Source organism: Emticicia sp. BO119, from assembly GCF_013912375.1.
Classification (GTDB): domain Bacteria; phylum Bacteroidota; class Bacteroidia; order Cytophagales; family Spirosomataceae; genus Emticicia.
In genome coordinates, this window is record NZ_JACETV010000001.1 from 480,423 (window position 1) to 504,391 (window position 23,969).

The window sequence follows — 23,969 nt, forward strand, 5'->3', positions numbered from 1 at the left end:
AATATTAAGATTTAGGTTCAAGCGAGTTTGCGAATTCCTTTATTGTTTCTTTACTTTTTACTGGTTTAAAATTTAATTTTTCTCCTTCTGTGAGCATGAAATCATAGGCTACGTCAAAGTCATTCGGAATGATGCCATCAAGAATAGCCTCTCTTATGGCTACTTTTATTTCTCCCACTTCACGCGAAGGTTTTAAATCAAATACTTCCATAATGATTTCACCAGTAATGACAGGCTGAAAATTACGAAGTTTATCTTTGGCTTCCAATTCTATCAAAAGTTCCTCTACTTTGTCAAAGTTGCTTAGATAACGCTTTACTTTGCTCATATCTTTTGAAGTAATATCTGCCCGGCAAAGCATCATCAAGTATTCTATATCATGACCCGCTTCAAATAAAAGTCGGCGAAGCGCAGAATCAGAAACACCTTCTTTTGCTAGTGCTATCGGGCGTAAATGCAATCTTACCAGATTTTTCACCATTTTCATTTTGGCATCTAAGGGTAGCTTTAATTTTTTAAAGATACCAGGGGTCATTTTCGCTCCTAACTCTTCATGCCCGTGGAAAGTCCAACCCGCTTTTGGGTGAAAACGTTTGGTTGCAGGTTTGGCAATATCATGCAGAATAGCAGCCCAACGCAACCACAAATCATTCGATTTGACTGCCACGTTATCCAATACTTGCAAAGTATGGTAGAAATTATCTTTATGTCCTTTGCCATCGTGGGTTTCAACCCCTTGTAACTCACAGAACTCAGGAAAAATGATTTGCAATAAGCCTGTATAAAACATAAGTTTAAAGCCATAAGATGGTGTTTTAGATAATACGATCTTGTTTAGCTCATCAGTAATCCGCTCTTGTGAAACAATATTGATGCGGTCTTTCATTGTTGCAATAGCATCGAAAGTACTTCCTTCAATATCAAAGCCCAACTGTGAAGCAAATCTTATGGCCCGCATCATGCGCAGGGGGTCATCAGAAAAAGTAATTTCAGGGCTTAGAGGCGTACGGATAATTTTTTTGTGAATATCGGCGACTCCATCAAAAGGGTCAATCAGCTGACCGAAGTCTTTAATATTTAATGAGATACCCAGGGCATTAATGGTAAAATCACGTCTGTTCTGGTCGTCTTCCAACGTGCCGTCTTCCACCAATGGTTTGCGTGATTCGTAGCGGTAAGATTCTTTTCTGGCACCTACAAATTCTATTTCTAACTCATCTAATCTGATTTGTGCTGTGCCAAAATTCTTAAAGAAACTTACGTGCACGTTATCGCCTAATTTACCTGCTACTTTTTCTGCAAGACCAATTCCACTACCTAGACAGACCACATCTATATCTTTATTAGGTCTTTTCAATATCAGGTCTCTTACATATCCACCAATGACATAGGCTTCTACACCCAATTCGGTAGCAGAATGGGAAATAATATCGAAAATTGGTTCGTTTGCTATGTGTTCTTTAAAATTCATGTTATCGTTGTGGTTTTGTCCTGAACTTTGATTAACCTGATTTAATGATTGCACTGAAGCAGACTAATTAATATCAATTTAAATCGGGATTTTACTATCATTAGTTTACCTAAATAAATCAGCGTAATCCTAAAATCAGGTAAAACGGTTCGCCGTCGCGGCACGGTTCAAGACATAGTTTTCTCTGTAAGAAAAGTTGCAATTTACTAAGGAATAAAGATTTTATGGAGTAATGAAAAAAAATAGCCGATAATTTTATCGGCTATTCAATATTTATTTCTTAAAGCACCATGCTATTTTGATAGCTCAGTAGCTAATACCATACGTATCCTGAGTTTAGCCCCTAACGACATAGCATCTACAAGGTCTTGTACTGTAAGTGAGCTTTCAGCTCTTAACACTACTGTTGGTTCTTCCATTTTTGCAGTAGCTGCAATTAATCTCTCTTCTAACTGAGGAAATGGCACAGGCGTACTATTAATATAGTAGACTTTATCTTTGGTGATTGTCAACGAAATCGGTTGCTTGCTTACATCGTGAGTTGATTTAGATGATTTAGGTAAAAGCAATTTTATTACATTCGGATTTCCCAAAGTTGATATAATCAGGAAGAACAACAGCAGAAAGAACATAATATCGTTCAGTGAGGCTGTTGAAACTTCGGCTTCGAATCGTCTTTGTCTTTTTAATTTCATGATTTTGCAAATCAGATAAATGAAAAATTATCTTGCCGGCTCGTTCAGTGTATCCAGGAAGTCCATCACGGTGGCTTGCAAATGAATACCAAATTTATCAATCATCATGTTGATACCATGATAACCTGCATAGGCAATTACACCTACTACAAGGCCAGTGAATGAGGAAATCATTTTTTCATACAAACCATTGGCGATGATTTCAATAGTAAAGTTTCCGGTAGCTGCAATATCATAGAAGATACGTATAATACCTGAAATGGTACCAATGAAACCAAGAATAGGCGCAACCCCTGCTATGAGACCAAGGTAACCCATGTTTTTTTCCATTTTAGAGATCTCCAGGTTCGACTGGATTTCCATCGCACTTTCAATATCTTTAACGGGTCGGCCAATACGTGTAATACCTTTTTCCAATATACGTGAAATTGGCAGATTAGTACTTTTACAAAGTGTGATAGCTGTGCGTAGGTCACCACGTAAAATATTGTCTTTTAATGTTCTCAGGAAGCCGAAATCAATATTAGAAGCTCCTTTAATGAAGAGGTATCGCTCTACAATAAAAAATATTGCCAGAAATAACAGGAATAATAGAGGATAAACAACTACGCCGCCTTTCAATAACAGGCTCAGATAATTAATCGATTGGGCATTTGCTGCAGTTGAGGTAGAGTCAGGAACTTGAAGCAAAATTGGTTGTAGCATGAGGCAAAGAATATAGGTTTTCGTTATAAACTTTAAGAAAGCTGAATTTAGTATGCAAGTTAGCTTTTTTTTTAATCTATATCAGAAGATTTAATCCTATTGTTAATAATGGAATTGATTGGATGCAAAATTTTAACCACTCATAATCTCTTGTCTCTTGATTCAAATCAATTTCGAACGCAAACAAGAAAATGTATTAATTTTCTTTTTACGTTTGTGTAGTTAATCTTTCTAAGAGCCTAAACTTTCACATATATGAATTTCTCAATACTTGTACCCAACATTTTTTATACCAATATAAATGATGCTATGGCATTATTTGTTGATTGTCTTGAATTCACGATTGCGCATAACGAATTAAATTCAGCAAATCCGTTTTGTGTCCTGGCTAAAAATGGCATAAGAATAAACTTATTCCAGAACGCGGCACTGGCAAAAGAACATAACCCTGAATTCAGGATAGTAACTGATAATATTGAAGAGGTTTATGCTAAGGTTTCGGCATCTCACCCTCACTTGTTGCATCCTAATCTCAATAAAGTTACACTTCGCCCCTGGGGTGCAAAGGAGTTTGCGTTGACTGATATGCAGTTGGGGATTATTGTACAACAGTGGTAATGTGGGTTTTGGTTTGACATACTACTGGATAGCTTCCTTAATTGATAAACTCAGGTAATAGATTGGTAAATATAAACCTATTACCTGAGTTTATCTTAAATTTCTATACTATTAGAAAATTCTAAACCCTAAAGTAGCCTGCACCACTACATTTTTATAACGTGGGTTGGTTGACGAACCATCACCATTGTTATTTTGTAAATCCCAACCGGCTCTTGTGCCAAATACAACTTTATCAAAATTGAAATCGACTCCGACAACCGCGCCTAAAGTATTTTTACGGATATTATCATTGTCAAATTCGTCATCGTTTATAACAGTACCTAAGCCACTATTAATGGTTGTTTTCTGTCTCATCAGATAAGAAAACTGAGGGCCGAACTGAAATGTTAGAACACTGGTTGGTTTGATTGAAACCAGTAGCGGGATATCGAGGTAATGAGATGTCCGGGTAAAGTCATAGTTGCTGCCCAGAAAACTGCCGGATTGTTTATAACCCTTTTGTGAATACATTACTTCAGGTTGAATACCTAAAAATCTGCCGATCGGGATGGCGAGAAATCCACCCGCTGCGAAACCGAATTTTCCGTTTGCATCATACTCATCATTTTTTGAGTCGTAGATATTTGAGTAATTTAAACCCATTTTTGCCCCAAGATGTATGGAGTTTGTGCCGCCGTTCTGTCCATAACTACTAATCGCAAAAAGTGCGAATGCCGTTGTGATTAAAAGTGCTTTTTTCATGATTTTAAATGAAGTTTGTGAATTAATAATTTTTGGAAAGCTCTGCAATAGGTTATAAAGCTCTGTGATACGTTATAAAATATCTGTGCCAGAGGTGGCTGAGGTAATGCTGATGATTGAAATCAACAATAACGAATCGACCTATAGACCTATTTATAAACTATTTTCTATACTGGTGGTTATAGTAAGAAAATCCTCGCAAGTATGAAAGCACGCCCGATTATATTAATAGAAGATGATGCCGACGATAAGGATATTCTTGAAGAAGTAATAACTGAGTTGAAGCTCCCTAATTCTGTTATCTGGTTTAAGAATTGTATTGATGCCATGCAATACCTACAAACTACAGAGGATCAGCCATTTATTATTGTATGTGATATAAACCTACCTTTGCAAAATGGAATGGAATTTAAGCGGCAGATAGATGGAAACCTCGAAATGCGTAGAAGAAGTATCCCATTTGTGTTTTATTCTACTTCTGATAGCCAGAAACTCGTGAATGAGGCTTATATGCAATTTACTGTGCAAGGCTTTTTTAAGAAAGAATATGATTTTGAGAAGATAAAAAGCCATATGAGAATAATGATGGAATACTGGGCTGTTTGCAGGCATCCTAATACCTGATGAATATATTCCTCAACAAGTTTCCTTAGTTACTTAGAGCATAAAAAAAGGTAACCACTATGCTGGTCACCTTTAATAATTTTTTCAAGGTTCTAATTGCACGGATTTTTATTTTTCGGTATAATTCTGGGTTGCATTTGTTAAGGTTGGTTAAAAGGGGGAAGAGAAATACACTATTTTTGCGTTTGCATTCTAAGAACGTTTGACACTAAGACTAAATGAATATTTAGCCTAACAGAGGATTTAAGCGCATAACTGAGTTTGAGTTCATAAATTCTAAAACTCCTTCTCCCCAAATTCACTATTAGGTAGTTTAGATTTTTTGTCTGTCTTATTAAAATTGTAGGTCAGGTTTAATAAGATGATGTTTCGCTCCTGAATATAATTGGTAGTTGTATAGAAGTTAGAACCAAAAGTAGTGATTCGTTGTTCGTTTACCTTCATGCGGCCCAAAGCGGCATTTTGCCATTGGAGCACCAAAGAAAACCTGTTTTCAAGAAAAGATTTTTTAACTGAAAAATTAGGCTGATAAAACCTGGAATCTTCCCCCTGTGCGGTATTCCTTGCCGACAAATAGGCTAAATTGAATTGCGTAGTCAAAGTTGAGCTAATCTGGTAACTGATATTAGAATTGACAGAATATACCCAGCCATTGCTGTTAACAGCCACCGATTTATCAAATAACGTACCCCTAATCCTAAGATTATAAACATTACCCCCTAAGAATAATTTGAGTTTCTTAATAGGGGAAAGTGTCAACCCGACCTCTGAACCAATTAATCGGGCTTTGCCAGCATTGGTATAAATCCGGTTCAGGATGGTATCATTATAGACACTATTGACCCGATTAACGATATCAGTAATCTGCTGGCGATAAAGATTCCAGTATAAAGATGCTTTTTTGAAGTCTTTCGTAATACCTGCTTCATACACACCAATAAATTCGGGTCTGATGTTTGGGTCTCCTTGTTCAAGGGTTTCACTATGCTCTCTTTCGGGGTAAGGATTCAACTCATTATTAGTAGAGCGTTGTACTCTTCGGCTAAAGGCCATCTTTAATCGTAAATCTTTACCAAAATTGTATAAAACATTGGCCGATGGAAATAAATTAGAGAGTTTTAGTAAGGCAGGTGCATTGCCCCGATTAGCTGTGAATTCACGAAAGGCATTTTCGTACCTTAAACCCGAAGAAAACTCTATCTTTTTGTAAGAACCCGCATATTGGGCATATACCCCATGAATACGATTTGATATTTCAATATTGGCTGAGAAAGTCGGATTAAATACCATTTCAGTATTATTTCCCTGCTTTTCATAGTAGGCAAAGCTACCGTTCTGAATCTGATTCCGGTATTGATAACCTAACGATAGTTTTCCGACTCCAACAGTCTTTTCATAATCTACTTTCAAGCGAAGTGCTTTTAAGGGGTTTTCACCCGTATTAAGTGTATATTGAAGGGTATCTGTATAGTTTTTAGCATTCAGATTCCGGTTTTTTGTATAGCCATCAATCATGGCACTTTCATAAAGGGTCGAAAAAGTAATGTTTGAGGCATTTTTAAAGCGATGGGTGTAATCAAGGTTAAAAACATTGAAAGAACCTGATTTAAGTACCAGATTGCTATTAAAATAAGTTGCCCTGCCTACTATAGTATTGGTTAGTGTATTGGTTTTTGTGTTATTATAAAGAATGTCGGCAAGACGATACTGGTCTCGGTTTCCTAAATACATTCCACCTGATAGCTCATCAGATTTTGATATGGCATAAATACCTGATACCCTTAAACCATAGTTTTCTCTTTTAAAACTTCGCTCACCATCACTTGGAAAACTCGTGAAAATATTGTTGATGGTTGTATTTACATCGCCAACTCTACGTCCGGCAATATCATTTTTGAGATAGTTTAATGAAACAGATGTTTCCCATTTCCCTTTACGATAAGTGGCTAACAAATCGGCTCCATATCTCGTTGGCTCGGTGGCGTTGAAATACTCTATGATTCGTGGTAGCCCATACTGAATATTTGATGTGAAAGACCACCCATCATTTGTTCCCGTTTTTGTAACGATATTGATAATTCCGGCTTTCCCATCAGCGTCATATTTGGCAGAAGGGGCAGTAATCATCTCAATTTTTTCTATCATGTTTGCCGGAATCTGAGAAAGAATAGTTATCGCATCAATCTGTGTAGGTTTTCCATTGACAAGAATCAGGAAACCTTTAGCACCTCTCACAGTTATTTCACCCTCTGCATTCACCATGACAGACGGAATATTCTTTATCACATCAGTAGCGGTTCCACCTTTCGCCACCTCAAATTGTTCAGCTTTAAAGATTTGTTTTTCAAGAGTTGCCACCACAGTTGGCTTGATACCCGAAACTGTGACTGATTCTAAAGATTGAGATAATGGGGCTAAAGCTATGGAACCAAGGTCAAGTTGTGAGTTAAGTTTTTCGTAGCTTATTTCTACATACTTTGTTTTGTAGCCTACATATTCAATTCTTATTACATATTTATCGTCTTTTAAACCAACAAATTGAAAAGAACCTTTATCGTCAGCAAGTTCGCCTTTTATCAGAGTGCTTTGTGCTTTAGATTCCAACCGAATGCTGGCGAATGCTAAAGGTTCAGTTGTCAGCGAATCGACCAATTTGCCTTTAATAGAGCTTTTGTTTTGTGCGAATGCAACCGACACAAAATCAATAAAAAAGAAAATAATAAGTATTTGCCTGAGCATCGAACAAAAAGGATGATAAAGACTTATTGAATATAATTTTGTTATTAAAATTTATAAAAACTCACCCTTCCATCCCCTTCAATGCCTCTTTCATTCTCTTTATCTGGCGTTTTTTCTGTAGGATAACTGGTGCTGCTACACGCTCTTTGCAGTCGAACAGGCTACAGCGTTCACAGGTCTGATTTACGTCACGAGTCATGATGTTAGGGTCGTCCAGGAATTTGAGTTTATTTCTTAAATCATCACTCATTTCAAACCCCATCGTGACGCTGATGTTGAGGTTTGAAATTATATTGAGCGGGCGAGCCATTGACATCACAAAATACTGACTTTTAGAATCAACATAGTTGGAGATTTGTACCCCCACCAATGGTTCTTTCACTTCTCCTTTTTGCAATACGTCTGAAACGTCATCAAGTATGTTCAATGAAATCCAACGGCGGCAATAATGTTCCTGCTGGGTTTCGTGTGGGGTGTGCCGCCTGGCCAGGTGCATCTCTTTGGTGAGGTGGTAGTCTTTTTTGCCATTGGGAGCCTCAAAACGTAGGAAGAAGATGCCATCAATGCCAAAATATTTTGGCAATAAATTGCTGATACGATGGTAGAGGGTTTCAGGTGTAGCCTGAAAACTATCTGCCAGGTCGATTAATGTTTTATTATTCCAGGTTGTCTGATTAAATAATTTTTCTAATTTTTCAATGAGTTTTTCTCTACGAATCAGAATAGCTCCGGCAAAGTATGAGGCATTAAAATTGTTAAGTATTTCTTCGAATGATTTCACTTCTACCCATGACGAGGTATAAGGACGGTCTTTCAATTTCATGTATAAGAATCCTAACTCACGGCCAAGTGTAAACGCCCGTTGGTCAGATGTGATACGTTTATTGATTAATAGTGTAGTAGTTTTTGGTAAAAAAACCGAACGTATATTGATGATATGCGGATAGTCCTCTTCATCGAAATATTTAATTGTAAACCCATATTTATCTGTCAGGAGGTTCGATAAAAAGAATTCATCTATCTGTTGTTCGGGTCCGATTTTATGTTCTGCTAAAAAGCGGTCAACGGTGTCTTCTATTTCTGGGAAATAGTTGTCGTGCATTTCCTGATAAGACCGTAGTACAGCAAAATAGAACTGTTCAACTGTCATATTATAATTACGCCCGATTTCAATAATGGTGCTTATAAATGCGCTTAATTTTGTAGGAGCCCCAGAGAGTAATTCGAGGAGGTCGGCAGGGGAGATACCAAAAATTTCAAAGGGAAGTTCGGTAAGAAAATTTGAATTCAGCAGTTCGGAGATAGGTTCGAGTTTTTTGTTAAGTTTCAAAGACACCAAGCTATCGTAATCTACACCCATCGCTTCGGCCAGTGCTACAATCTTATCAGATTTGGGATATTTTTTCCCCTTTTCAATTTCATTGATGTATGACATGGACAAACCTGATTTCTGTGCGAGGTCGGTCAGTGACATGCCTTTGTCAATTCGCAGTTGCTTTAATTTTAATCCAAAAACCAGTCGGATATTATCAGTATTAAGGCTCATTTAATAATCTTTGGTAAGTATATAGGTTAAGTAAAAATACTTAATCGTTTGTTGAAGTGTTGTTTCTGCTGTTAAAGATAGATAAAAATTGATGATACGCCTAAAGAATTGGATAAAAGAAAGATATTTTTATTAATATACTAAGAAGGAGGTCTTGAACTATGATTTAACTGATTGACCAGATTTCGCTGAATGCTTGTTTAAGTAATCTTAGTATAGCAAATTGAATTTCCCATTTAGGATTTAGATAATTCGGTTTAATAAAATCAGTGAAATCCTCAAATCAGGTAAATCAAAGTTTAAGACGAAACAAAAAAACCTCCGTTACTTTCGCAACAGAGGTGTATGTTTATTTTAGGTTAATTAATTCGAATCTATACCAACTGGCGTTGTTTGTCGCTCATTTTGAAGCCTTTCAAGACTTGCTCTTTGTTAAATGAGCCTTCCTTCTCTAACACCTCTATGTATTCTGCTAATAAATCAAGTAAGTTCTTTACATCATTCACAGTTTGATAAAGGCTTAAAGATATACGGAAGCCTGAGTGTTTAACAGGAACAGCAGGGACTGTTGATGGGCTTAATAAGAAATCTTTGCTCATCAGGAATTGCGAGAAACGGATTAATAACTCTACACTACCCAGGCCTAAGAAGAATTGAGGAGTGTGGGCATAATTAATTACGGGCAAGTCTAATTCTTTTGCTTTTTGTTTGAATACAGTGATTAATTCATTCAGTCGCATTTGTCTTTCATAGATTTCTTCTGACAAATGGATATCTGCAATGCAAGAGGCTGCGGTGATTCCTGCATGTAAGGTTGGGGCAGAGAATCTTAAAGCACCGCCACAATTATAGACCGTTTGTTTGGTGAGTTTATTCGGAAAAACCAATGCTGAACTGAATGCGCCAAAACCTTTATTCAATGAGGTGATCACATACATTTTTTCATGGCGTGGAATATTGTGCAACGCATAACCTTTGCCATGTTCACCAATCCAGCTCATGCCGTGGGCATCGTCTATATAGGCTTTAAATTTATCGTATGTATTCAATAAAGTTTCTATGTCTTTCATCGGAGCGGTATCTCCGTGCATTGAGTAGACACTATCGGCCATATACCAGATATTGTCGTACTTTTCGCTCAACATTTTAATTCTACGTTCCAGCATATCCATCTGGCTATGCTTGACCATTTCAACATGGTAGCCATCTGCTTTTAATGTACTTACGGCCAATTGAACGCTTTCATGTACGAATTGATCCATGATTACAGCGTCGTTCCGGCCAATAATAACAGGGAGGTAGGCAAAGTGCCCGAGTGTGGTACTTGATGCAAGAAATGTGGGTAAACCAAAAATCTTTTCTAATTTGTCTTCTAATTCAAGGTAATGGTCAAATGACATATACATTCTTGAAATGGAGGTCTGCATACCGTATTTCCGAATGCCTTCAATAGCTGCCTCTTTTACTCTTTCGTCATTTTCAAAAGCAAGATAGTTGTTTGACATAAAGCTGATGTAAGATTTACCGTCTATTGAAATCTTACGGCTTGATTGCTCATCTTGTTGTGCTTTTACCTGAATGAGGCCAAGGTCACGGGCGTTGCTGAAAACATCATTCACATACAACATTTGTTTTGGCAAATCTTTCATAAAATTGATTTTTAGGTTATCGTAATGGCTAATTTTTCAATAAAATAGGGACTTATTTTCGGTTATAAAGATTGTCAAAAAATGTACCAATATTTAGGAAAACCTTTCGTAACCGATAAATGGAGTGAAATTGTGGATAAGTGGACGAAAAAAAAGTGTTTTGAACAACCGTTAGGAAAGTTTTTGGTTTTTTTTTGAAAAAAATAAAAACTTTCCTATATATTTAGCACGCCTTTTGATAGATTGTAAGCCATGAAGCATTCTATCGAAAACGTTCTGATTAAAACCTTCTAAAATATTTGATATTCAAGTTTTAAATCTTAACATTGTCAGGAGAATCCCGGAACTAATTTGGTAGTGGTGTTTTATTGTCCAAACCTTATATAATTGTATTCTTACCCATGCAAAGAGTTATTACTATATTATTAGGAATATTAGTAATATTTAATATCTACGCGTTTCTTAACGGGAATCGCATAGCTTTGCTTGTGGGAACAACCATGCTGATGCCGCTTATTGGTGTTTACTATGGCTTTGCCCGGAAATGGGAGACCGGAGGCGTAGATAAGCTCATGTATTTTGCTTGTATTCTGGGAGGTTTTTCTGATATTTCGATTTATCTGAATTACAGAGGTAATGGCGAACTGACTCAAATAACTCTGGCTTGTGTTGTGCATCTGGTTTATATCATTATTTTTCAGAAAGAAGGTACGCACGTATATAACCTTGAACGAAAAAATCTGCTCAAGCTGGCTATTCCGGCCGGGTTCGTTTTCTTCTTCTTTGGGTTTGTCTTGCTGAAAGTTATTCCAGATACTGTTTTTTTAATTACAGTATTATATGCCTTTGAACTGTTTGTATTGGTAGTTTTAGGTTATTTTCGTCCGGTTAACAAGAAAAGCTATTGGATAGGGGTTACGGGTGTGACGCTTATTCTGATAAAGGATGTATTCTATAGTGAGTTTCATTTTATTAACCAGAATCCTTTTGTTCATTCATTAATGGACATTACGAATGCTTTGGCATATTTTTGTATAACGTGGAGTATTGCCTTGAATCAGAATGATAAATCTTCTGTTCCGAATTACGTAGGAATTGTTTCCAAATTCGTTAAATTCCTTAAAAATACGCATATCGTAAAGATGGTAGCCCTTAAAATTCTTAATCTTCGCTACCAGCTTATTATTATTTATCGTAATTATTTGTCTTAAGTTTGGCTGGTTTTGATATTGTTTACAGAAACTTTTATGTTTTTCTTTTGGTTTAGGAATTACAATAAAAGTAGAATAACTATGAATTGGCATACCATTAATGACGAATTACAAGTAGAAGCAATCAAACAAAAATCTTTTGAGCGGCCGGTTTTAGTTTTTAAACATAGCACAAGCTGTTCTATCAGTGCCACATCCTTAGGAAGGATTGAAAGAGCCTGGGATACAGATAAGGCCAAGAATATTGAGCCGTTTTATTTAGATTTAATCAGATACAGAAGCGTGTCAAATAAAATTGCCAGAGAGTTTAATGTAGCGCATGAGTCACCGCAAGTATTATTGATTCAGAACGGTGAATGCACGTATGATGCATCGCATTTTGACATCAGATTTGATGAAATTGTGAGCCAGGTGGCTTAAGTGTTGAAAGAGGAAAGTTTCGGGCTTTCCTCTTTTTTTATGCCGATTTGGCTCTGAACTTTAAACGGTTTCGGCAATATGCCATTTAAAATTGAAAACCTGCTCAATATCGGGGTGCAGACTCAAAGCTACCGGACATGTATGAGCAATGCGTATATACTTCTTTTTTATTTCTTCGCTTAATTCTTCGGGTGTCTGCATACTAAAATTTACCTCTACTTTTACAATTCTACGTGGTAGTTCGGCTGACATTATTTTGGTCACTTCTACTTCAGAACCTGTAAAATCAATTTCATCACGACGAGCAGCAATACCCATTACGGTCATGGCACAACTACCTACTGAGGTTGCTGTGAGATCAGTAGGAGAGAAAGCCTCGCCTTTGCCATGATTGTCGGTGGGGGCATCAGTAATGATTTCTTTACCAGATTGTAAATGAGTTGCTTGTGTACGAAGCTCACCAAGATAGATAATTTTTGAAGTAGGCATTTTTATTTAATATTTAAAGAAATTATCAGCTTTTATTGAATAATACCCTTCAAAATTACGTTGAAAATAAGTATTTCCAAAAAAAACGGCTTTTTGCCAACAATTTAATTATTTTTAATGTTGCTATTTATAAAAATAAATCTATCTTTAGCTATTCATATCGGTAATAGAAGGATTATAAATTTTTTGCCAGTGAAAATAGGTGTACTTAGTATATTGCTTCTGCTTGTGGTTACAAGCGGTTTTGCACAAAGAAAATCTTCCAGAGCTCCAGCCCCGACGAATCAGGCAGCATCTAAAAAGACGGAGAAAAAAAAGGAAGATTATAAGATGTTTGCTTATGGATTAACCACTAATACCAATTCGGGTTTGTTGGGTGGTCTGGTTGTGCGTCATTCTAAAGCTATTGGCACTTATAAATGGAATCCTGTTCATCAGTATATTGCATTTGAAGCGGTAAATATTAAAAACCCTAAAGAGAAATCAGAGCCTACCAGTATTGCCAATCGTTATATTTATGGTAAAAGAAATTACTTTTTTTCGCTTCGTCCTGAATATGGAAGGGAAGTAGTATTTTTTAAGAAAAACGGTGATGATGGTATAGGAATCAGTGTAATTGCTGCGGCAGGGCCATCTTTGGGTATTCAGAAACCCTATTATATCAAATATGACCGAAATGGTCGCGGAGCGGTTGATATAGTACAATTTGACCCGAATGTTCATAAAGAGCTCAATCGCATCCAAGGTTCGGCAGGTATCTGGCAGGATTTCTTCGTAGGTATGAAAATGATACCGGGTCTGCATTTAAAATTAGCTGCAAATATCGACATGAATACTTTTGGTAATAACCTGACTGGCTTTGAGTTAGGTATTACTACCGAGATTTTCAGTAAAACTCCTGAAATTATGTCGAACCAATTGACTACCAATTCACGTTTCTATAGTGCAGGTTACCTTACGATCTATTTTGGTAATAAAAAACAAAAAAAGAGCAAGTCGTGATCTGTGCGAGAAATTGTTTTTACAAAGTATGAAAAACTTATACTTTTGTAGCTTCTTAGGGGCTTTTGCCCGCCACCTTAGTTTTTAAAAAAATGATAGATACACCCGTTGTAAGTACCGAACAACGAACTCGCCGCCCTGACTGGTTGAGGGTTAAGTTACCTATTGGCGAAAATTTCAAGAAAGTACGTAGCTTAGTCGATGAGCATAAATTGCACACGATCTGTCAGTCGGGTAATTGCCCTAATATGGGTGAATGCTGGGGTGAGGGTACGGCTACTTTTATGATTTTAGGAAATGTATGTACACGCAGTTGTACATTTTGCGCAGTGGCTACAGGACGTCCGAATGAATATGATACAGACGAACCACGTCGAGTAGCTGAAGCTATACAATTGATGCAGGTAAAACATGCGGTAATAACTTCGGTGAACCGCGACGAACTGAAAGATAAAGGTGCTGAAATCTGGTATCAGACGGTAAGAGCTGTGAAGACTCAATCTCCGCAGACAACGATTGAAACATTGATACCTGATACTAAAGGTAATTGGGAGGCTTTATACCGGATGATTTCGGCAGGGCAGGAGGTTGTTTCACACAATATGGAGACCGTTGAGCGTTTATACCGTAATGTTCGTCCGCAAGCTAAATATACACGTAGTTTAGAACAAACCCGTAGAACTAAAGAATATGGTAAACGAACAAAATCGGGTATTATGTTAGGTTTGGGCGAAACCAAAGACGAAGTTTTCAAGGCAATGGATGATCTGGCGGAAAACGGCCTGGATATTCTGACATTAGGACAATACCTTCAACCAACAAAAATGCACCACGAGGTATTGGAGTTTATACACCCTGATACTTTTGCTATGTATAAAGAAGAGGGTTTGAGAAGAGGATTGAAATATGTAGAGTCAGGGCCGCTGGTTCGTTCAAGTTACCATGCCGAAAGACATGTGCACGTTTAAATATTGACTATACCAAAATATAAACCTCACAAGTAATTGTGGGGTTTTTGTTTAATGAAGCATTTCGACTATATCATTTGTGGTGGCGGCATGGCCGGACTTTCGTTAGCCTACTATTTAAAAAAAAGTAGGTTAAAAAATAAGTCTGTACTGATAATTGAACCACAAGACAAAAACACCAACGATCGAACCTGGGCATTCTGGGAAAAGAGACCCAATACCTTTGAGGATATTCTGTATCGGAAATGGGGTTTGGTTCAATTGATTGATGCCAATGGTAATGCACAGGTAATTGATATGGGTGGTTATCAGTATAAATTGCTGAGAGGAATTGATTTTTATACTTTTGTTACAACTGAACTGAGAAAATATGCAGGTTTGGAATGGATAATCGATTCGGTTAAAACTATAAAGGAAGAGTCAGACGGGGCCATTGTAGAAACACAAAACGGAAAGATATTAAAGGCATCATTGGTTTTTGACAGCACTTTTCAACTTGATCTTACACTCAAACATAATCATAACCTGTTACAACATTTTAAAGGTTATGTTGTTAAAACTAAAACGCCTTTTTTTGATCCTGTTCTTCCAGTTATGATGAATTTCAATATTGAGCAGAAGGGTGATTGTCGGTTTATTTATATTCTACCTTTTGATAAAAATACAGCTTTAATTGAATATACGCTTTTTAGTGAAAGCCTGTTAGCTCAAGACGAATACGATAGTGAGCTTAGGAAATATCTGGTGCATCAATTACAATTACCAGACTATCAGATTTTAGAAAAAGAGTTTGGGGTAATACCTATGAGTGATGTAGCCACAGAAGAGTTTCCGAGTGAACATATAATAAGAATCGGCACAGCAGGAGGCTATACAAATCCGGCTACAGGATACACTTTTCAGAATACGCAAAGGAAACTGCAAAAGATGGTTGAAACACTGGAACGAACAGGCTCGCCAAAAGCTAAAAAGAATTGGTTTGAAAGCCGATTCAGGTTTTATGCCAGTGTGTTATTGAATGTGCTTGAGCAAAAAAGACACCCTGCGGCTGATATTTTTTCAAAATTGTATCGAAAGAACCCACCTGTAAGAGTTTTCCGCTTTTTAGACGGTGATACAACTATGTGGGAAGAACTTCAATTGATGAATACTGTGCCCAAAACCAAATTTCTGGCAGCAGTTGGGGCAGTGATTATGCGAAAAATAAAGGCAAGACTTAGCGGTCAACCTCACCCATAACAATATCTATTGAGCCTATCGCGGCTATTAAGTCGGCTATCATTCCGCCACGGGCAATTTCAGGTAAAACTGAAAGATTATTGAACGAGCAGGCGCGGGCTTTTACCCGTACAGGTACATCAGATCGCCCATCAGTACGGAAAAAGAAACCTAATTCACCTTTCGTACTTTCAGCACGGGCATAGAAATCCATCTTTGGCGGACGAATTTTTTTAGGTACCACTGCCTGTGGGTCAAATTCTTTGGTGCGTTTGTGTTCTTTGGTCAGTTTTTCCAGGCATTGTTCTATAATTCTGATAGATTCAAAACACTCCAGAACACGTACATTATTTCTATCCCAGCAATCACCTGTTTTGCCCATTTCACCTTTGCCGATAGGTATATCAAAATCAATTTCAGGATATACTGAATATCCATCAACTTTGCGTAAATCCCAACGCAAGCCCGACCCCCTTAATACTGGGCCTGTACAACCATAATTGATAGCAACAGGTAGTGGAAGAACAGCTACATTTGCCGTGCGGTTAATAAAAATATGGTTTTCAATCACTAATTGCTGTAACTCAACCAATTTAGGTTTCAGGTAATCAATCAACGATTTACAGCGGTCTTCAAATCCTACAGGTAAATCATAAAAAAGACCACCTACCCAAATATAATTATATAACATTCTTGCTCCGGTTGTCCATTCCAACAATCGCATGATATGCTCTCGGTCTCTGAAAAGCCAGAGGAAAGGGGTATATGCTCCAATATCGAGTGCATACGTGCCAATGGCTATAAAATGCGAAGCAATGCGATTCAACTCTGCTACTAAAACCCGGATATATTCAACTCTTTTGGGAATTTCTTTATCTATGCCTAACATTTTTTCTACCCCCATCACATAGGCGTGTTCTGAGTTCATCGCCGCCAGATAGTCCATTCTATCTACATAGGGGATAATCTGATTGAATGGCAGGCTTTGGGCGTGTTTTTCAAAACACCGATGCAGATACCCTAAGTGAGGAATCACATCTACTACAATCTCTCCATCAGTTACTATTTCAAGGCGTAAAACACCATGTGTAGAAGGGTGCTGAGGGCCTAAATTCAGAATCATCTCTTCCGATTGCAGGTTCTCGGCTTTGTACTTGTTGGGTTCTGAAATTGTTAAATTTTCAGGACGATATTTATATTGGACTGATTTCAAAATAGAATGTTAATTATAGCTATAACACCAATAATTAGATTTCATAAAATAAGTATTCTTAAAGCATTGAACGTGGTAGAGACAAGGCATTGCCTTGTCTCTTCTTCGAGCATATTAAACCTATTTTATATCTAAATAATTCTGTAATTGTGTAAAAAAGAATAAGTTGATTGTTTCGTTAACTCAAGTTAGTTAATCTCAATTACTTTTTCAAAAATACAAAAATATTGCTTACCGAACGTTCTCCGGCATGGTCAAATATTTTATTGTCGGTTGGATAATTAACAACCCCGTTGTCAGGCTGACCAGCAATGTACATGGTTGTAGAGCCACCACCATCAAAGTTAATGGCATCTTTGCAGTTCAAGGCTTTAGCCAGAGTCGTTAATTCGTGCAGACTCATGCCGTATGATTCACTACTTCGACCATCAACTGTTATCAGTAACAATTTCTTATCGTTGGTAATACAGGCACAGGTACGAGGGTGACGGTTATCGTTAAAGGCATTTTTCTCTAAAGTTTCTGATTGTCCGTTTAGTAATAGCAAAGGCCCTGTCAGTAATACATTATCTTCTTTCAAAGCTTTTTCCCAGCCGCTTTTATGTTCGCCTCTGGTGATGCGTACTTTATTTTTATGAATTGTTACTGCCGAAATTGCGTGAACAGGTAATCTTGGTACATTAATTACTCGAGTCGAGTCCATTATTTTACCATCAATTTTCAGAAAATCAACGGCACCACCGTTCTTTGTATCAAAAAATCCGGCATTTACCGCAGCGATTGACTGACTTGCCGTTGCCATTTTGCTGGTGGGTAAGAGTAATCGTTTGGCGGTATTATCAGCTTTTTTTTCATCAGCCGCAACTAAGCCAAACCTTATCTTTTTGTTTTTCAGCGGCGTTTCAAGAATATTTATCATCTGATTACCATCAAACAAGTTTTTCTGATTGAAATGATGGTTTTTCCAGAGAATACGATAGCCAATATCCTGCGTTTTCCATTGGGTGGTAGTAATAGTTTGGGTGTCTTTTGTATAAGTTTGTTGGGCAAAGCAAATTTGCGAAAACAACAAAAGATAAAGGATTTTGTTATACATTTGGAGCCTGTTTAAAAATTATAATTCGACCTACAAAGGCAGCTTTTTCAGTTATACTGCGTTGTATTTTTTCGATGTAGCTGCTGGCTACATCTGCAAAATACGCCTTGTTTAACTAAAAAATCTTACCTTTTCGGTCAGAAAGACAATATTTAAACAGGCTCTTAGGTTTTAAATTTTCTCAAAAGTACAGATGACGACTATTCTTCCCAAAGAATTTTACGAAAAATATGATACGGTTACGCTGTCTAAAAAACTCTTAGGCTGTACGATGGTGCATGAAAGCCCGGAGGGGCGTACTTCAGGTATCATTGTTGAAACAGAGGCTTATCTAAGTAATGACCCTGCTTGTCATGCCTATCGAAAAAAAAGTGCCAGAAATGCCGCCATGTTTGAAGACGCAGGTATTTCTTATGTCTATTTGATTTATGGTATGTACCATTGCTTTAATATTGTGAGTGGTGATAAAGATGTGGGTGAAGCGGTGCTTGTAAGGGCTTTGGAGCCTGTAGAGGGTATAGAACTCATGCAAAAAAGACGAGGCACTACCCAATTGAAAAACCTATGCAGCGGGCCTGCCAAATTGGTAAAGGCGATGGGTATTACTCCCGAGTTCAATTTTTTGCCAGTTTATGATGACGAGTTTTATTGTATTCCACCTAAAGACGAGAATTTTGAGATTGTTACTACCACGCGCATCGGTATTACCCAAGGAGCTGATTTATTGTATCGGTTTTATATCAAGGGGAATAAATTTGTGAGTAAATTGGGGTGATAATAATGAGAACGGTTTGTTTAAAATGGTAGGGGGTGCCTAAAAAGTCCAGAGTCGCAAAATATTATTTGGCTAATCTCAACCCCACACCCTAAATCCCTCTCCCCAACTGTGGGGAGAGGGACTTTTTAGCCCTTCCCCATTGTTGGGGAAGGGTTGGGATGGGGTCTTTTCCAAATATTATTTGGCTTAAAAACCTTTTTAGACACTTCCCTTCTATAGAAAACGATTAATCCTCATTTTTATGGTTGTCACTCCACTATAACCCACCCTGATTTAGGAGATTTGATGGTATATTTTAAGGATACCTTATATTCATTTGTAGGAGCAAGGTTGACTTTCCATCTGATTTTTCCGGTTTCGGTATTGATTTCTGCTTCAGGGGCTTCTTTGTCTTCAACACTTACATCCTTATTATTTGTAGTTGGAAACTGGTCTTCTATAATCAGATTAATGGCTTCATTCTTCGTATTTCGGGCTATAATTTCATATTGAAATTGTTCTGTTTTGTTTGACCCAATAACCTGTTTTTTCTGATAACTTTTCAATTTATTGCGACTTACAATTACATTTTTGTCACGGCCGAACGATAGACTTAAAGTGTCTTTATTAAAAAGATTCAACTTTGACTTGCCCAAAAATGTATTGTCGATAAACAGGCTTGCTTCTCCCGGAAGAAATTTGTATTTCTCCCAATCTAAAATATGGGCATGGAGGAATACATCTGTATCAATTTTAGGAATACAGAAATGCTCAAAAATGGCCGGAATATTTTCTTCTTTAATTTCAACAGTAGAAACCTTTCCATCAGAAGGAATTGTATAAGGAATCAGAATATCAAAAGATTGACTGGTTGGTGAGTCTCTTTCTGTAATATCTAAAGGGACAGTTTTTTTACTGAAATCTCTATCGTCGCTAACAGATAAGCCCGCTACTTTTCCTTGTACATTATAACCCACAACAGCAACTTCACTTAAAGACTTTTCATCATCAATTAAAACAGCATCAACCCGATTGGAAGAAATGGTTTTTTCTATTGGTTGATAACCAATGGATGAAAAAACTAATGTGGCTGTTTTGCCATAAAAAGTTGGTGGAATAGTAAGTCGATAATTACCATTCGCATCGGTGCTTGTTCCAAGAGTTGTTCCTTTTAAATTTATTGTAGCACCCGGTAGCCCTTGTTTATCAGACTTTGTCTTTACCTTTCCCCATACTTCTGACTGATTAGCATTTATAGGCTGATTATCCTCTCCGTTCACCTCATTATAATAATTGCTATAATCATTCTTTTCACCTAATATCCATTTTTGTAGGATAGGAGCTGTGCCACTTTTATAAGGGTTAGCGGTTGAGAGTGTGAGTTTTACTTCTTTCCAGTCTTCACCTGAATACTGAAAGATATTGGCTTTATAAGCAATATTAATAGGTTGATTTAACTTCTCGACTCTGAAATCATAGGTCGGTGTCCAACCAGCATTTTTTACAAAATAGGAGATTGAGAGAGGCGCATTGCTGATATTCTCTTTAGCTAATACGGTAACTACTATTTCAGACATCTGCATATCTTTCCTGGCATTGATTTCCGTCAGTTGCTGATTGAGTTTTTTAGTTTCTTCTTCCAGTTTCTGAATATTTTTTTCGAACTCTAACTTCTTCAATAATACTTCCTGCATTCGTTGCCTTTGGTATTCAACACTTTCTTTCAAATCAGCTACTTTCATGCCTGTCTGTGTTCCTCCAAGTATCTGATTTTTTAGTAACATATCTTCCTCTCTCGTGAATAGCAATAGATTGTTTCTTTCAATGTTTATTTTGTCTTTTATTATTTGTTGTTGAGTTTCAATTTTAGTAATTTCTTCCTGCATTGCTTTGTCTAAGGTATTCTCTAATTGATGAGTTAAAGATAAAATAGTAAATCTACTTTCGCGTTTTACCTGAATACTTTGCTTGTTGATTTGCGGAGAAATACCCTTGAAAAGTAATTCGGTTTTGCCAACAGGCAAAGAGACTTTTGCCGAACGGGTGACTTGTGCACCATTCAGAAAAATAGTTACGTTTTCGATTTTTGATTGGATAGCAGTTGATTGTGCCCACAGCCCTTGTGTAATCAAACAGAGTAAGAGGAATTTTTTCATAGGAATTGTTTTTTTCTGTTTGATGCAGGGGAGAGGATTTTTCCATAAAATATTTTTGATTTTATTGCAAAGATGCTGTAATTCGGTGGCTTGGAGGGGTAAAAATTTTGACTGTATTACACTCTATGATCCATATAAAATGTATTTCACGTTTTTGTTTTTTTCTGTTTTTGACGCTGACCCTTCACGCGCAACAAGGGGAGATTGAGAAAATGCCCGAAAAATCTTTTGTAACACTATCTGATAGTATCCTTATTAAAGGAGACTCAGATAATGAATTATCTGTCCTTTATGAACAAGCCAGAAACAAGAAAATTGTTGCCATTGGTGAAGTAACACATGGCACACGAGAGGTACTGGCATTCCAGAAGCTGATTGCTGTTAATCTTGTGAAGAGACACGATTTCAATTGTATAGTTCTTGGCGAAGTTTCACTACTGGATGCTTATAAAATCAATGATTTTGTTGTGAACCAAAGAGGAACGACAAATGACCTGATGATTGAAGGCAAACCAAAAGTGAGAGAAATGGCTTACCGGCAATTAGATATGCTGGAATTTTATAGCTGGATTAGAGATTTTAATAAAAACAGACCTTTCAACGATAAAGTATGGGTGATAGGAACAGATATAGATGACCCCAGAGAAATAGTAGCGTTTGTGAAAGCGCATTGTCAGTTTTACTATTTAAGGGAGTCGAAGGCAATTTTAGAAAAACTGATTTATGACTTAAAAAAGATAGGTCAATCTAATAAGATTACTATTAAAACTATTGAAGAAGACGCTAATCAAGTAATTAAGGTTATTGAAAAAAGCAGGAATGGAGTCGATTCTGTTAATCTGAAGATAGACCTGATGATTCATGTGCTGAAATCATTGCCCCAATTAGTGGTCTTTTCGTCTGATGCAGATTTGAAGTATAAAATACGTGACAAATTTATTTTTGAGAATATAAACTGGCTGATTGACTCATGCAAAAAAGATAAAATGGTGATAATAAAAGCACACAATTTTCATATCAATAAAAGAACAATTTATACCGAAGTCTTCGGGAAGTTTCTGAGTTTTGGAGAATATCTGAGCCGCAGATACCAGAAAACATATCTGAGTATAGGTACAGAAGTACAACAAGGCAGATTTTATACAGGGGCTACTACTTTTTCTAAAATTGCCGAACACAAGCATAAGATTGGGACAGTAATAGGGTCAGATACGAAAGCCTTGTATGGAATTTTATTCCACGATAGTCTGGCGAAGGAGTTTTTAAATAAACCCCTTTATACTATTTCCTACGGTACTGTTAACTACAAATCTTCCTTATTGATAAACAGCAAAGGGATGCTTGGGGATGCTTTTGATGCCTTGATTTTTATCAGGAATTCTTCACCATATCGTTCAGAGAAAGATTAATTATATCAATTAAGGCATTATCCTTTCTCAATTTTACAACCGCTCCATTACCTTCTTTACCATTACTTTCTTCCATTCAGCAAAATCTCCGGCTAAGATATGCTCACGGGCCTGGCCTACCAACCATAAATAGAATGTAAGGTTATGGACACTGGCCACCTGTGCCGCTAAAATTTCATCACATTTTACCAGATGGCGCAGATAAGCCTTGCTGTAAAATGTGCTGGTGTATCCTCCTAAATTCTCATCAATCGGGCTGTAATCATCTTTCCATTTTTCGTTTCTGATATTGATAATGCCTTGTGTTGTAAACAACATACCATTGCGGGCATTGCGGGTTGGCATCACACAATCGAACATATCGATACCTAAAGCGATGCTTTCAAGGATATTTTCTGGCGTACCTACACCCATCAGATAGCGAGGTTTATCTTGCGGCAGAATATCATTGACATAATCAATGGTTTCATACATTTTTTCGGCTGGCTCTCCGACAGCTAAACCGCCAATGGCATTGCCTTCACGGTTTTGTTCGGCAATAAATTCAGCAGACTGGATACGTAAATCTTTATAGACACTACCTTGCACAATCGGGAAAAGGCTTTGCGTATAACCATATAAACCTTCTGTGGCATCAAAGCGGTCGCAACAGCGTTTAAGCCAGCGGTGGGTCATTTCCATCGATTTTCTGGCATAGCTATAATCGCAAGGGTAGGGGGCGCATTCATCAAATGCCATGATAATATCAGCGCCTATTACCCTCTGAATATCCATTACACTCTCAGGCGTAAACAAATGCCTTGAACCATCAATATGAGACTGGAATTTTACCCCCTCTTCTGAGATTTTTCGTATATCTTTTAATGAAAATACCTGATAACCGCCAGAATCGGTCAGTATCGGGCGATTCCAGCCATTAAATTTATGTAGGCCACCTGCACGCTCCAGAATATCCAGACCCGGGCGCAGGTATAAATGGTAAGTATTACCCAGAATTATCTGGGCATGAATATCGTTTTCTAATTCTCTCTGATGAACTGCTTTTACTGTTCCTGCCGTGCCCACTGGCATAAAAATAGGTGTGAGTATTTCGCCGTGGTCGGTGGTGATTTTTCCGGCTCTTGCCTTAGAACTGCTATCAGTTTTTTGTAATTCATATTTCATGGGGCAAAAATACGAAAGATTCAGATTAATTGCAGTTTTATCTATGTCTGTAATACAGGAGATTGTAATGGTTTG

21 protein-coding genes are annotated in these 23,969 nt (G+C 37.2%); 9 read left to right on the forward strand and 12 right to left on the reverse strand.

Annotated elements, in window-relative coordinates:
* Positions 1-4: 4 nt before the first annotated feature.
* From H1R81_RS02115 to H1R81_RS02125, 3 genes are all read right to left on the reverse strand, one after another.
* Positions 5-1,471 carry a CCA tRNA nucleotidyltransferase gene (locus tag H1R81_RS02115; RefSeq protein WP_181839023.1) on the reverse strand — a complete coding sequence of 489 codons (1,467 nt, stop codon included), beginning with the start codon at positions 1,469-1,471 and terminating at the stop codon, positions 5-7.
* Positions 1,472-1,764: 293 nt separating this feature from the next.
* Positions 1,765-2,166: a biopolymer transporter ExbD gene (locus tag H1R81_RS02120; RefSeq protein ID WP_181839024.1), complete on the reverse strand. Its 402-nt coding sequence runs from the start codon at positions 2,164-2,166 to the stop codon at positions 1,765-1,767.
* A gap of 27 nt (positions 2,167-2,193) precedes the next feature.
* On the reverse strand, positions 2,194-2,871 hold the full coding sequence (locus tag H1R81_RS02125) for a MotA/TolQ/ExbB proton channel family protein (protein WP_181839025.1): 678 nt from the start codon (positions 2,869-2,871) through the stop codon (positions 2,194-2,196).
* Positions 2,872-3,126: 255 nt separating this feature from the next.
* On the opposite strand from H1R81_RS02125, the gene H1R81_RS02130 reads away from it, so the two are divergent.
* The gene (locus tag H1R81_RS02130) at positions 3,127-3,489 is read left to right on the forward strand and encodes a hypothetical protein (RefSeq protein WP_181839026.1); all 363 of its coding nucleotides are present in this window, start codon (positions 3,127-3,129) and stop codon (positions 3,487-3,489) included.
* A 111-nt stretch (positions 3,490-3,600) separates the two neighbouring features.
* Here the strand turns inward: H1R81_RS02130 and H1R81_RS02135 are convergent, their stop codons facing one another.
* Positions 3,601-4,233, reverse strand: a complete 633-nt coding sequence (locus H1R81_RS02135; RefSeq protein ID WP_181839027.1) for a porin family protein — start codon at positions 4,231-4,233, stop codon at positions 3,601-3,603.
* A gap of 204 nt (positions 4,234-4,437) precedes the next feature.
* On the opposite strand from H1R81_RS02135, the gene H1R81_RS02140 reads away from it, so the two are divergent.
* Complete coding sequence (locus H1R81_RS02140) at positions 4,438-4,857, forward strand: response regulator (protein ID WP_181839028.1); 420 nt, start codon at positions 4,438-4,440, stop codon at positions 4,855-4,857.
* Between the two features lie 276 nt (positions 4,858-5,133).
* Here the strand turns inward: H1R81_RS02140 and H1R81_RS02145 are convergent, their stop codons facing one another.
* The 3 genes from H1R81_RS02145 to H1R81_RS02155 all read right to left on the reverse strand — a co-directional run bounded on the left by H1R81_RS02145 (position 5,134) and on the right by H1R81_RS02155 (position 10,791).
* A complete protein-coding gene (locus tag H1R81_RS02145; RefSeq protein WP_181839029.1) occupies positions 5,134-7,596 on the reverse strand; it encodes an outer membrane beta-barrel family protein in 2,463 nt (820 codons plus the stop codon).
* A gap of 61 nt (positions 7,597-7,657) precedes the next feature.
* Positions 7,658-9,142: a helix-turn-helix domain-containing protein gene (locus H1R81_RS02150; RefSeq protein ID WP_181839030.1), complete on the reverse strand. Its 1,485-nt coding sequence runs from the start codon at positions 9,140-9,142 to the stop codon at positions 7,658-7,660.
* 374 nt (positions 9,143-9,516) lie between these two features.
* Positions 9,517-10,791, reverse strand: coding sequence for an aminotransferase class I/II-fold pyridoxal phosphate-dependent enzyme (locus H1R81_RS02155; protein WP_181839031.1), 1,275 nt, complete (start codon positions 10,789-10,791; stop codon positions 9,517-9,519).
* A gap of 401 nt (positions 10,792-11,192) precedes the next feature.
* Between H1R81_RS02155 and H1R81_RS02160 the strand changes: the two genes are divergently transcribed.
* Positions 11,193-12,002, forward strand: coding sequence for a hypothetical protein (locus tag H1R81_RS02160; protein ID WP_181839032.1), 810 nt, complete (start codon positions 11,193-11,195; stop codon positions 12,000-12,002).
* 81 nt (positions 12,003-12,083) lie between these two features.
* A complete protein-coding gene (ytxJ, locus tag H1R81_RS02165; protein ID WP_181839033.1) occupies positions 12,084-12,422 on the forward strand; it encodes a bacillithiol system redox-active protein YtxJ in 339 nt (112 codons plus the stop codon).
* Between the two features lie 60 nt (positions 12,423-12,482).
* Here the strand turns inward: ytxJ and H1R81_RS02170 are convergent, their stop codons facing one another.
* Positions 12,483-12,911: an OsmC family protein gene (locus H1R81_RS02170; protein ID WP_181839034.1), complete on the reverse strand. Its 429-nt coding sequence runs from the start codon at positions 12,909-12,911 to the stop codon at positions 12,483-12,485.
* A 192-nt stretch (positions 12,912-13,103) separates the two neighbouring features.
* On the opposite strand from H1R81_RS02170, the gene H1R81_RS02175 reads away from it, so the two are divergent.
* From H1R81_RS02175 to H1R81_RS02185, 3 genes are all read left to right on the forward strand, one after another.
* Positions 13,104-13,913 carry a hypothetical protein gene (locus tag H1R81_RS02175; protein WP_181839035.1) on the forward strand — a complete coding sequence of 270 codons (810 nt, stop codon included), beginning with the start codon at positions 13,104-13,106 and terminating at the stop codon, positions 13,911-13,913.
* A gap of 92 nt (positions 13,914-14,005) precedes the next feature.
* Positions 14,006-14,881, forward strand: a complete 876-nt coding sequence (gene lipA, locus H1R81_RS02180) for a lipoyl synthase (RefSeq protein WP_181839036.1) — start codon at positions 14,006-14,008, stop codon at positions 14,879-14,881.
* 54 nt (positions 14,882-14,935) lie between these two features.
* Positions 14,936-16,120 (forward strand): lycopene cyclase family protein, encoded by a 1,185-nt coding sequence (locus H1R81_RS02185; protein ID WP_181839037.1) that lies wholly within the window; start codon positions 14,936-14,938, stop codon positions 16,118-16,120.
* On the opposite strand, the gene H1R81_RS02190 is transcribed toward H1R81_RS02185, so the two are convergent.
* A complete protein-coding gene (locus H1R81_RS02190; protein ID WP_181839972.1) occupies positions 16,098-17,315 on the reverse strand; it encodes an NADH-quinone oxidoreductase subunit D in 1,218 nt (405 codons plus the stop codon). The genes H1R81_RS02185 and H1R81_RS02190 overlap by 23 nt on opposite strands.
* Before the next feature lie 199 nt (positions 17,316-17,514).
* Entirely contained in the window at positions 17,515-18,408 is an 894-nt protein-coding gene (locus H1R81_RS02195) for a phosphodiester glycosidase family protein (RefSeq protein ID WP_181839038.1), read from the reverse strand.
* Between the two features lie 193 nt (positions 18,409-18,601).
* Here H1R81_RS02195 and H1R81_RS02200 point away from each other — a divergent pair, with 193 nt between their 5' ends.
* Positions 18,602-19,183 (forward strand): DNA-3-methyladenine glycosylase, encoded by a 582-nt coding sequence (locus tag H1R81_RS02200; RefSeq protein ID WP_181839039.1) that lies wholly within the window; start codon positions 18,602-18,604, stop codon positions 19,181-19,183.
* A 251-nt stretch (positions 19,184-19,434) separates the two neighbouring features.
* Here H1R81_RS02200 and H1R81_RS02205 read toward each other — a convergent pair whose 3' ends face one another.
* Entirely contained in the window at positions 19,435-21,321 is a 1,887-nt protein-coding gene (locus H1R81_RS02205; RefSeq protein ID WP_181839040.1) for a DUF4139 domain-containing protein, read from the reverse strand.
* Positions 21,322-21,533: 212 nt separating this feature from the next.
* Here H1R81_RS02205 and H1R81_RS02210 point away from each other — a divergent pair, with 212 nt between their 5' ends.
* Positions 21,534-22,730, forward strand: coding sequence for an erythromycin esterase family protein (locus tag H1R81_RS02210; protein WP_181839041.1), 1,197 nt, complete (start codon positions 21,534-21,536; stop codon positions 22,728-22,730).
* Between the two features lie 33 nt (positions 22,731-22,763).
* On the opposite strand, the gene tgt is transcribed toward H1R81_RS02210, so the two are convergent.
* A complete protein-coding gene (tgt, locus tag H1R81_RS02215) occupies positions 22,764-23,894 on the reverse strand; it encodes a tRNA guanosine(34) transglycosylase Tgt (protein ID WP_181839042.1) in 1,131 nt (376 codons plus the stop codon).
* Positions 23,895-23,969 lie beyond the last annotated feature (75 nt).